The sequence below is a fragment of the Phenylobacterium sp. genome (assembly GCF_044236515.1).
Taxonomy (GTDB): Bacteria; Pseudomonadota; Alphaproteobacteria; order Caulobacterales; family Caulobacteraceae; genus Phenylobacterium.
Genome location: NZ_JBIIGK010000101.1, coordinates 1 through 10,474 on the forward strand (window position 1 = coordinate 1; position 10,474 = coordinate 10,474).

Sequence of the window (10,474 nt, forward strand, 5' to 3'; positions counted from 1 at the left end):
GATCATGAAGCCCAGCAAACTCGTGCAGCGGCAGGACGGTGCGCCGGCGTTTCAGCCAGCGCATCTGGGCCTCGAAAGCCGCAGGCGACACCGCCAGTCCCCAGGGATCGTTCTTCGGCGGCGCCACGCGATGATACATCAGAATGGCGGGGCCCGCAGGCCATCCCACCAGTCGCCTCGCGCGCCGCACCAAGCGACGGCCAAGCTTGCCTCGCCGTCCCTTGGTCCCGTCAGACCGGAGTTTCACCTGTTGCGGCTCGCGCATCGCTGGCAGGCGCCCTTCTCGACCGGTGTCCGTGTCACGCTGATCCGGGGGCTATGGTGACACCGGGTCGGGAGCAGCTTCCTGTCATTCGATAATGGAGTTGATAAGCCGAGGGCCAGCCGCAAGCAGCAACCCGACCGATCCCGCGTCGCTTAGCGGATTTCCCTGACGAAGCAGTCGCGGCCCATCGTCTTGATGGTGACGCACAGGCGGCTTGCCTGCTCACGAGCCTCGAAACCGCCGAAGAGCCCACGATAGACGGTTCTTCCGGCTACCGCCGCCGGCAGCACTCGCGTTGGGAGGCCGACCAGTCCGCCGGAGGGGTTCCTCACTAGGGTCCGCAGAACCTTAGTGGCCTCGTCCGCTGTCGACGCCGCTACCACTTGGACGAAAATGCCCCGGTCCGTCGGCGCGCTCGCTCGACGGGGGGCGGACCTGGACGCCTCACGCCGATCCGGCGACGTGCGCGATGGCGACTGGGTCTCAATGACGGGGGCGGCCGCGAACAGCGGGCGGACGAAGCCGGGATCGCACACAGCGCGCCAGGCGCTTTCCAGGCTCGTTCGAGGCGGCGGCGGGCGCCAGCCGATATCAGCCGACCGGAGGGGTCTGGCTTCTCCTTGCAGGTTGCGACGGGCATGTCCTTTCGTCTCTCCGCTTTTCACGCGGCCTCCCGCGCAGTCGGCCTCGAGCGTCATCTGCCATGACACCAGCCCGTTCTCGAACGCGACGCCCCGGCTCAGAGCTTCGGCATGCAGCGTGACGCGGTAACGAGGCGGGTCCGCCGTCCTCTCCGCCGAAGCGATGCTGATGACCGCGGACGGGCTGATGGCGATCACCTCGCTTGGCGCGATGTCGGTCTCCGCCTGCAGCCATGCCGCGACCTGGTCTCGCTCAAGTCCCGCGGGATAGGTAACTGTCGGAGACGCGGCGGACGGCTGCCAGGCCTGCGCCGCCGGCGGAATGGAATACAATAACAATGCGGCCGCCGCAGACCGAGAGAGGCGGTCGCCCCTGAGACGGGCAGAACTGCGGGTGCGGGGTACGACGTTCTGCTCATGCTCAGGGCACGTCTCGACCACCGAATTTGCACAGGCGTGAGGGCCAGGGAGTTGGAGGCTGAGATGCGGCGGGGCTGCTAGCACCGCGACACGCCGCCCGCCACGCCCTGCAACGCCGCCGCAAGCTCGTGCGGGGCGTAGGGTTTGCCGATCAGCCGCACGCCGCGCGCACGGCCCTGGGCGAGGACAGGCGTATAGCCGCTCGCGAGCAGCACCGGGAGCTTGGGGCGCGTGCGTTGCAGGTGGTCGGCCAACTCGAGTCCGCTCATGCCCGGCATGACGACGTCGGAAAACACAACGTCGTAGGCGTCCTCGCCCTCTTCGATCATCGCCAGGGCCTCGTTGGCGTTGCGGGCTAGGGAGGGGCGGTGGCGAAGGTCGCGCAGGAACTCGAGGCAGAACTCGCCCACCTCGTCGTTGTCCTCGACGATCAGGATGCGAAGGCCGCCGGGAGCCGCCCGCGACGGCGCCGGTGCGGCGGCGTTCTTGGCCGCGCCGTTGGTGGTGCGCGGCAAGTAGAGGGTGAACGCGGCGCCGGTGGACTCTGACTGCAGATCCAACTCGCCGCCCGACTGCTTCACGAAGCCGTAGACCTGCGACAGGCCAAGGCCCGTGCCGTGACCGACCTGCTTGGTGGTGAAGAACGGCTCGAACACCCGATCGCGCAATTCGGGCGGAATCCCGGGGCCGGTATCGCGGACGGAGATCGCCACGAACTCGCCGAGCCCCTCGCCGTGGTTCTGGACGCTGGGCAGGACGCCGACCACATCAACGCCGATGTCGATCCGACCGCGGCCCTGCATGGCGTCGCGAGCGTTGATGGCGAGGTTCACGAGCGCGGTCTCGAATTGACAGACGTCGGCGAGGGCGTGGCAGGGGGTGGCGGGCGCTTGGACGCTGATCTGGACGCCGTCGCCGATCAGCGGGCGCAGCAGCTGGCAGACATCGGCGATCTTCTCGCTCACCTCGAACACCTCCGGCTCGAGCTTCTGGCGGCGGGCGAACGCGAGGAGATGGGAGGTGAGCTTCACGGCTCGTTCCACCGTTGAACTGATTGCCGCAATGTAGCGCCGGCGGCGCTCCTCCGGGGTGTCGGGACGCTCCAAGAATTCGATGGACGAGCGCAGGATGGTCAGGAGGTTGTTGAAGTCGTGGGCGATGCCGCCGGCCAGCTGGCCGACCGCCTCCATCTTCTGCGACTGGCGCAGCGCCTCCTCCTGCTCGAGTCGCTCGGTGACGTCGCGGCCCACGGCGAAGATCAGCCCGTCGGCAAGGGCTGAGCGCCAGGAGACGTGGCGGTAGACGCCGTCCTTGCGCCGCAGCCGGTTCTCGAAGCGCGGCGAGCCGTGGCCCTCCGCCAGGGACGAGAGCTCCGCCTCCGTCGCCGCCAGGTCGTCGGGATGGACGAGCCGGTGAAGGCGCGTGCCGGCCAGCTCGTCCTCGTCCCAGCCAAGGGCGGCGGTCCAGGCGGGATTGACAGCCAGCATGACGCCCCGCTGGTCGGCGACGCACATCATGTCGCTGGAAAGCCGCCAGAACCGGTCATGAAACGGGATATCCGGATGTCCGCTCCGAACCATGTCCACATCCCACCTCCCGGCCGGCTCCGGGGAGAAGAGGTCGTTTCGCCCGCCCCCCGCGCGCACGGTCTTCTCCCCTCAGAGGCGAAGCATGGCCCTAAGTCTGGCTGTCAATCCATGGCAATTTCCAAGAAGATCGCCCGCATTTATCGTTTGATTATCTGGAGATAGGTCGCCGGTGCGCGACTACCGCAGCGCCTGTCTCGACCGGCGGCGCGGCTCAAGGCGCTGATCGTGCGGCTGCTCAACGAAAGGGCGATCGTCGCGTCGAACGGGCTGACGGCGCTGTCGACGCCGATGACCGACGACGAGATCGAACAGATCGCCGACGCCCTCCGCCGCTGCTCGCGCAGCTTAGCTGAACGAGGTCGCGAGGACCTGAATGATGGCCGGGCCGATAAGGATGATGAAGAGGGGTGGGAGGACGAAGAGGATCATCGGCACGGTCAGGGTGGCCGGGAGCCGGGCGGCCTTCTCCTCGGCCGTCATCATTCGGGTGTCGCGGAACTCGGCGGCGAGGACGCGCAGGGACTGGGCGAGCGGGGTGCCGTACTTCTCGGTCTGAACCAGCGTGTTCACCAGGCCGCGAACCTGGGGCATGCCGGTGCGGCGGGCGAGGTTGGTCAGCGCCTCGCGACGGTCCGACAGGAAGCCAAGCTCGACGGCGGTGAGGCCGAGTTCGTCGGCGAGGTCGGGAGCGCTGGCGCCGATCTCGCGGCCGACACGGCCGACGGCGGCGTCGAGGCTGAGGCCGGCTTCCGCGCAGATCACGAAGAGGTCGAGGACGTCGGGCAGGCCCTTCAGCAGCTTGATTTGTCGCCGCTTGATCGCATTCTTGAGGAGGATCATCGGCAGGTAGACGCCGGCGACAGCGCCGAGGCCGGCGATGGTCAGGCGCGCGAAGTTGCCGGCGTCCGGGCGCAACAGGGGCGCGGCGGCGTAGGCGATCAGCGCCAGAAGTAGGGGCCCGGCGACGCGTATCGCCAGGAACACGCTGGTCGCGTCGGCCGAGCGCCAGCCGGCCTGGGCCAGGAGGCCGGCGGCGGTGCGCGCGTCCTCGCCGCGATGCAGCTTGAGCTGCTCGACCATCCGTCTGGCGAGGCCGATGGGCTGCCGCCGGACGGTGCTACGCGGCTTGAGCAGGGCGGCGCGAAGCTCGGCCCGGCGCTGGCCGTGGGCGCGCACGCGGGCGGCCATGGGATCGCTGGGCGCGAGGGCGCGGAGCACGGCGAGCACCGCCAGGAAGTTGGCGACACCGACCGCGGCGAGGATCCACGAGCCCGCCGGAAGTTGCTGCAAGGCGCTCATATCTCGAACCTCACCATCTGGCGCATGACGAAGCCGCCGGTGAACAGGCTCGCCAACCCACAGGCGAGCATCAGCTTGCCGAGCGGGGTGACGAACAAGGTTTGCAGGTAATCGGGGCTGACGAACCACATCAGAACCGCCATGACGAACGGCAGGGCGCCGATGATCAGGGCGCTGGCCGTGGCCTCGGAGGACATCGCCTTGACCTTGAGCTTCATCTGCTGACGGCGGCGCAGGATCTGTTCGAGGTTGCTCAGCGTCTCGGCGAGGTTGCCGCCCGTCTCGCGCTGCACTGACAGGCTGATGACCAGGAAGTTAAACTCGGGAAGGTCGAGCCGGCGCGCGGTCCGCCACATGACAGTTTCCATCGCCTCGCCGAGCCGGACCTGTTGAGCGATGCGACGGAATTCTTCGCCCACCGGATCGGCGATCTCCTGCCCGACGACACCGATCGTTTCGGTGACCGGCAGGCCGGCGCGAAGGCCGCGGACGATGAGGCCGATGGCCTCGGCATAGATCTTCAGGAACCTGGCGCGCCGCCGGCCGGCCAGCATGCCGACCGCCATGTACGGCAGGACCAAGCCGGCGGCGAGCGCACTGGCGAGAACGCTGAAGATGGGCAGGCCCGCCATCAGCATGATGACGGCGTCGGCCAAGGCGAGGCCGAGGCAGGCTGCGCCATAGGCGCCGATGGTGATCGGCCGACCGGTCGCCTCCAGCCGCGCCTTGAGCGCCGCCGGACGCGGCAAGAAACGCTGGGCGAGGCGGTCGAGGCCGCTCTCGGAAGCGCGGCGCAGCGACAAGCCCGCCGGCGCCGCCTTGCCCGCGCCCGGGCCGGCCAGGGCGCGGGCGCGGCGCGCGATACGGGCGCTGCCCTGAGCGGCCGGCGCGACAGCGGCGAGGGCGAGGACGGTGAGGAAGACGGTTGCGCCGACGAGCAGAGCGCCGATCATCCGGTCGCCTCCAGCAGCAGTTTGTCGAGGCCGAAGTACTCGGCGCGGGCCGTGAAGTTCGGTCTCAGGCCCGACGAGACAAACTGCCCCTTCAGCCGACCCTCGGCCCCCTCCCCTTCGAACTTGAAGCTGAACAGCTCCTGGGTGGTGATCACCTCGCCTTCCATGCCGACCACCTCGGTGATGCTGGTGATACGCCGGACCCCGTCACGCATGCGGCTGATCTGGACGATCAGCTGGACGGCGGCGGCGATCTGCGTGCGGACGGCGCGGCTCGGCAGGTTGACGCCCGACATGCCGACCATGTTCTCCAGCCGGGTCAGGGCCTCGCGCGGGCGGTTGGCGTGGATGGTGCCGAGCGAGCCGTCGTGGCCGGTGTTCATCGCCTGCAGCATGTCGATGGCCTCACCGCCGCGGATTTCGCCGAGGATGATGCGGTCCGGCCGCATCCGCAGGGCGTTCTTCACCAGCTCGCGCATGGTGATCTCGCCGCGGCCTTCCAGATTCGGCGGCCGGGTTTCGAGGCGGACCACGTGCGGCTGTTGCAGCTGCAGTTCGGCAGCATCCTCGATGGTCACCACCCGCTCGTCCGGGGCGATCATACGGGACAGGGCATTGAGCAGGGTGGTCTTGCCCGACCCGGTGCCGCCCGAGATCAGGATGTTCAGCCGGGCGCGAGAAGCGATCTTCAGCACCGTCGCCATCTCGGCCGAGACGTTGCCCTGGCGCGCCATCAGGTCGAGGTCGATGGCCTTCTTCGAGAATTTGCGGATCGATATCGACGCACCGTCGATGGCGAGCGGCGGGATGATGATGTTCACCCGGCTGCCGTCGGCGAGGCGTGCGTCGACGAGCGGCGTGGACTCGTCGATCCGGCGGCCGACCTGGCTGACGATCCGGCCGGCCACGCTCATGACATGGGCGTTGTCGCGGAAGTGGACGTCGGTGAGCACCAGCTTGCCGCGTTGCTCGACGTAGATCTGCCGCGGGCCGTTGACCATGATGTCGGTGACCGTGTCGTCGGCCAGCAGCGGCTCGAGCGGGCCCAGCCCCAGCATGTCGTTGACGAGCAGGGTAACGAGGTCGCGTTGCTCGCGGACATTGAGCTGGATCTTCAGCTCGCCGACGATCTCGGCGACCACCGTCTCGAGCTGGGCGGTCAGTTCGCCCGCATCCATCTGGCTGGCGGCCTCACTGTCTATGCGCTCCAGCACGAGCGGCCGCACGCGCAGCGCCGCCTCCTCGATCTTCGAGGTTGCAGCCGGCGGCGGCGCGGTGTGGGGCGCGCTCAGCAGGGCGTCGCGGGCCAGAGGCTCGTTGGCCGCGACGACCGCCAGGCGCAGTGGGGCCGCCGGAGGCGGCGCCGGTTGGGGAGTAAGACCACGACGACCGAACACGCCTACCTCCGCAGCAGACGCTGGAGCCAGGACGCGGGCTCGGCCGCGACGGGCCTGGCTCCGGAGAGCCGTTCGGCCAGTGACTGCAACGCCTTGCCGGCGGGGCCTTCGGCGGCGACCTCGATCATCGTCTTCCCCTGCTCGGCGGCGGCGGCGGCCGTCTTGGGATCGGCGGGAACGACGAATTCGAGCGCCTCGCCGAGCGCCTTCTCGAACTCGGTCCGCGGCGCCTCGCCGGCGACGCCGCCGACGCGGTTCGCGACGAGGACGATCTCGCCGTTCGGCCGAAGGCTGCGCGCCAGCGCCACGAGCCGACGGCTGTCGCGTAGGCCTGGGAGGCTGAGGTCGGTGACGACGACCGTGACGTCGGCGGCGGCAATGGCGGCGCGGCCGAGGCGGTCCAACCGGTGCGGCACATCCATGACCAGAGCGTCACTGGTGTCGCGCAGGGCGCCGACCAGCGCCTCCAGCCCTCCGGCATCGACCGGCACGTCGGCGTCGAGCGGCTCCTCAGCCGCCAGCACGCGGAGGCGATCGCCGGCATGGGCCGCGGCGGAGCCCACCAGCAGGGCGTCGATGCGGTCCGGCGCGGCGAGGATCTCGCTGAGCCCGCGGCCGGGCTCGATGTCGAGGCTAAGGGCCAGCGCGCCGCATTGGAGATCGAGGTCGAGCAGCACCGTACGCCGGCCATGGGTCTGGGAAAGGGCCCAGCCGAGCGCCGCGGCGACGCTGGTCGCGCCGGCCCCGCCGCGGGCGCCGACGACGGCGACCGAGCGCAGGCCCGGGCCGGCGCCGGCCCGCGCCGGGCGGGCCGGTGAGGAAGGCTGCAGCGCCGCGGCCAGGGCGTCGGCCGAAACCGGCTTGGCCAAGTAGTCGGCGACGCCGAGCGCAACGAGGCGGCGGTAGAGGCCGACGTCGTTCTCGGCGCCAATGGCGACCACCCGAACGCCCGGCTCGCAGACGTCGGCAAGGGCGTCGAAGGCGACGACCACATCGTCCACGCCGGTGACGTCGACCAGCAGCACCGCCGGCGACGCGCCCTGGGCGAGGGTCCGGATCGCGGCCTGAAGGCCGCCGGCGCGAACGGCGGCGGTGGGCCAGCCGAGCTGGGCGGCGGCCTGGCGGGCCGCTTCGCGCGTCACCTCGTCGGCCACGAGGGCCAGGAACTGCGGCGCGGGCGCGGCGGCCGGTAGCGCAAGGCCCATGCTCAATCCTCCTCGGTGCGGTTAGCGTCGGCGCTGGGCGAAGCCGGGCGTTGCGGCTCGCCGCGCCGATAATCTTGCACGGCGGCGATGGCGGCCTCGTCGGAGGTCGTGGAGCGAGCTACGCCACGGCCCAGATCGCGGGGGTCGGCGACCATCATCCGCAGGTTGGCGGCGTTGGCGCAGCCCAGCCGGTCGGAGCCGGCGCAGGCCGGCCCGGCCGTCGGCGCGGCGACGCCGGCTTTATCACTGGCGCAAGCGGCGAGGATCAGCAGGGCGAAGGGGGCGAACTGGCGGGTCATCGGGCTCACCCCTCGGTCTCGGTCGTAGCGTCGGCGGCGATCGACCTGCCCTCGACGGCCGGGAACAAGTCGGCCGGGGTCGCCAGCTTTTGGCTGGACGGCTTGACGAGGTACGGCGTGACGATGATCACCAACTCGGACTCGCTCTTCTGAAACTCCTTGGAGCGGAACAGCTGGCCGAGCACCGGCACGTCGCCGAGGGCCGGCAGCTTCTTGATGTCCTCGGACGTCGTGCGCTGCAGCAGCCCGGCGATGGCGAAGCTCTGGCCGCTGCCAAGATCGACAGTGGTGTCTGCGCGGCGCGTGGTCAGGGCCGGGACGCGCACGCCTTCGAGGGTGATAGCTCCGGCCTGGGTCAGCTGGCTGACCTCCGGGCGGACCTTTAGGCTGATGCGGCCGGCGTCGAGGATGGTGGCGACGAAGGCCAGGCTGACGCCGTACTTCTTATAGTCGATGGTGATCTGGCGATCGCCCTGCGGCACCGGGATCGGGTACTCGCCCCCGGCCAGGAAGCTTGCCTCCTCGCCCGACACCGCGGTCAGGTTGGGCTCGGCGAGGACGGTGACCAGCCCCTTCTGCTTCAAGGCGTCGATGAGGACGTTGATGTCGCCGTCGCGGCTGCCGGCAAAGATGCTGTTCACGCCGTTCTGGCGCGCCAGTATGTCCGACGTACCGGCAGCGCCTTCGAACACCTTGCTGCCGGTGGCCAGGCCGAGCACCGTTTCGCCGATGCCGCCAAGACTCTCCCAATTGAAGCCGAGGACCTCGCGGGCGCTCTTGGACACCTCGACCACGCGGACGCGCAGGTTGACCTGGTTCGGGGTCTCGACCGTCAGGCGGTTGATCAGGCGCTCGCCGCGATCGGCGCGGTCGGCCTGATTGTCGACGAAGACGAACCGCGCGGCCATCCGCAAGACCTCCTCGCCCTGGGCCGGCGAGACCACCTTGCCGGAGAGCACCACCGCGTCGTTCACGCTGGAGACGCGCACCTCACTGTCTGGGGCATGCTGGCGAATGGCGTCCTGCAGGCGCGGGGCGTCGAAGCCGACCGCCACGCCGAGGTTGGCGACCATCTGGTCGGCCGCATCGACGGCGAACAGGGAGGTGCCGCCAGGCGCCTTGCCGACCACATAGACGAGGGTCGGCGACTTGACCTGGACGTCGGCGATCTTGGGGTCGCCGATGAACACGGTCTTGGCCGCGCGGTCGAGGCGGATGAGCCGGCCCTTGCCGACTTCCAGCGCGAGCTCGGCCGCGGCGCCGCTCACGACTTCCGCCGCCGCGTGGGCGGCCGGCGCTGCGGCTGACGCGGCGAGCAGCATGGCGACCGACAGGGTGGCGAGCGGCCTCATGACGCGGTTCCTCCCGAACTGAACTGACCGCCGCGCACGACCTCGACCGCGGCCTGGGAAGCGGGCGCCGCGCGACGCGGAGCCGGCGCGCGGGGGGCGCGCGGAGCGTTGGAGATGGCGGGCGGCGCTGCTGGCGCCTCGCCGGCCGCCAGACTGCGCAGACTGAGCGACAGCTTGCCGATGTCGCCGGCGGCGGCGATGAACTCGGCCTGGGCGGGGGTGACCTCGAGCGTCGCGGTCTGCGGCACCGCCACCTCGCTCTTGGGGTTCGAGACCTTCTGGTCGACGCCGACCACGCGGATGTCGGTCAGTACGGTTCGGGTCTCGACGCGTTGCTGCGCGCCTGCCGGGAGCGCCCGAGTGAGGATGACGTCGACCCGGTCGCCGGGGAAGATGAAGCCGGCGACGCCGGTGCTGGCCGAGACGTTAAGCGCCACGGCGCGGTAGCCGGGTTTCAGCACCGCGGCGAGGAAGCTCCGGTCGCCCGGCTTGACGACCCGGGCGGTGGTGAGCGGCTCGCCGGGGCCTAGGTCGCTGCGGGCAACGTAGCCGGACAGGCCCGCCAGGCTGGCCGAAGCGTCGGTGAAATAGCCGGCCGTCGACGCGCCAGCGGGCCACGGCTGCCAGCGGAGATGCTCCGGCTTCAGCAGCGTGCCGGCCGGCAGCGGATTGCGGGCGACCAGGACGCGGAGTGTCGTCGCCGGCGCCGAGGTGGCGCGGACGGCGGCGGTGGCGCGGGCGACCTCGGCCCGCATCCAGTTCTGGGTCGCAATGACGGCGACGCCCGACAGAAGGAGCGCCACGCCGAGCGACGTAACGCGACGGGTTGTGAGCACGGTCGGCTTCCTTAGAGGCTCTGGTTGATCCGCAGGGCCAGGACACAGAGCCCGGCGACGGCGATGGGCACGCCGAACGGCATGGGCTGGCGCAGGCCCTCGCCCGTCTCGCCGGCCGGCGGTGCGGGCATCAGCCGGCGGGCCGGGCTGAGCATCAGAGCCGCAAGCACGGCCCCGCTCGCCGACATCGCCAGCGCAAATTGCGAGAACAGGGCCGA

10 protein-coding genes are annotated in these 10,474 nt (G+C 70.3%); all 10 read right to left on the bottom strand.

From position 1 onward, the window contains the following. Positions 1–417: 417 nt before the first annotated feature. On the bottom strand, positions 418–1,239 hold the full coding sequence (locus ACILRF_RS11005) for an SPOR domain-containing protein (RefSeq protein WP_395672804.1): 822 nt from the start codon (positions 1,237–1,239) through the stop codon (positions 418–420). Between the two features lie 164 nt (positions 1,240–1,403). After that, on the bottom strand, positions 1,404–2,906 hold the full coding sequence (locus ACILRF_RS11010) for an ATP-binding protein (RefSeq protein ID WP_395672806.1): 1,503 nt from the start codon (positions 2,904–2,906) through the stop codon (positions 1,404–1,406). Between the two features lie 354 nt (positions 2,907–3,260). Then, positions 3,261–4,214 carry a type II secretion system F family protein gene (locus ACILRF_RS11015; RefSeq protein WP_395672808.1) on the bottom strand — a complete coding sequence of 318 codons (954 nt, stop codon included), beginning with the start codon at positions 4,212–4,214 and terminating at the stop codon, positions 3,261–3,263. Further along, positions 4,211–5,167 (bottom strand): type II secretion system F family protein, encoded by a 957-nt coding sequence (locus ACILRF_RS11020; protein WP_395672810.1) that lies wholly within the window; start codon positions 5,165–5,167, stop codon positions 4,211–4,213. Before ACILRF_RS11020 ends, ACILRF_RS11015 begins: the two co-directional genes overlap by 4 nt. Next, positions 5,164–6,564: a CpaF family protein gene (locus ACILRF_RS11025; RefSeq protein WP_395672812.1), complete on the bottom strand. Its 1,401-nt coding sequence runs from the start codon at positions 6,562–6,564 to the stop codon at positions 5,164–5,166. Before ACILRF_RS11025 ends, ACILRF_RS11020 begins: the two co-directional genes overlap by 4 nt. Positions 6,565–6,566: 2 nt before the next feature. Beyond that, on the bottom strand, positions 6,567–7,769 hold the full coding sequence (locus ACILRF_RS11030) for a CpaE family protein (RefSeq protein WP_395672814.1): 1,203 nt from the start codon (positions 7,767–7,769) through the stop codon (positions 6,567–6,569). Positions 7,770–7,771: 2 nt separating this feature from the next. Next, positions 7,772–8,068, bottom strand: coding sequence for a hypothetical protein (locus ACILRF_RS11035; RefSeq protein WP_395672816.1), 297 nt, complete (start codon positions 8,066–8,068; stop codon positions 7,772–7,774). Positions 8,069–8,073: 5 nt separating this feature from the next. Further along, positions 8,074–9,420 (bottom strand): type II and III secretion system protein family protein, encoded by a 1,347-nt coding sequence (locus ACILRF_RS11040; protein WP_395672818.1) that lies wholly within the window; start codon positions 9,418–9,420, stop codon positions 8,074–8,076. After that, positions 9,417–10,256, bottom strand: coding sequence for a Flp pilus assembly protein CpaB (cpaB, locus tag ACILRF_RS11045; protein ID WP_395672820.1), 840 nt, complete (start codon positions 10,254–10,256; stop codon positions 9,417–9,419). The genes ACILRF_RS11040 and cpaB overlap by 4 nt, the downstream gene beginning before the upstream one ends. Positions 10,257–10,267: 11 nt before the next feature. Continuing rightward, positions 10,268–10,474: hypothetical protein (locus ACILRF_RS11050; protein ID WP_395672822.1), on the bottom strand; the 207-nt coding region annotated here is incomplete at its 5' end.

What these genes read in the sequence shown, in the direction of transcription:
- ACILRF_RS11040 (WP_395672818.1), bottom strand. Translation starts at nt 9,420, where the DNA reads ATGAGGCCGCTCGCCACCCTGTCGGTCGCCATGCTGCTCGCCGCGTCA.
- ACILRF_RS11020 (WP_395672810.1), bottom strand. Translation starts at nt 5,167, where the DNA reads ATGATCGGCGCTCTGCTCGTCGGCGCAACCGTCTTCCTCACCGTCCTC.
- ACILRF_RS11015 (WP_395672808.1), bottom strand. Translation starts at nt 4,214, where the DNA reads ATGAGCGCCTTGCAGCAACTTCCGGCGGGCTCGTGGATCCTCGCCGCG.
- ACILRF_RS11010 (WP_395672806.1), bottom strand. Translation starts at nt 2,906, where the DNA reads ATGGTTCGGAGCGGACATCCGGATATCCCGTTTCATGACCGGTTCTGG.
- ACILRF_RS11030 (WP_395672814.1), bottom strand. Translation starts at nt 7,769, where the DNA reads ATGGGCCTTGCGCTACCGGCCGCCGCGCCCGCGCCGCAGTTCCTGGCC.
- ACILRF_RS11035 (WP_395672816.1), bottom strand. Translation starts at nt 8,068, where the DNA reads ATGACCCGCCAGTTCGCCCCCTTCGCCCTGCTGATCCTCGCCGCTTGC.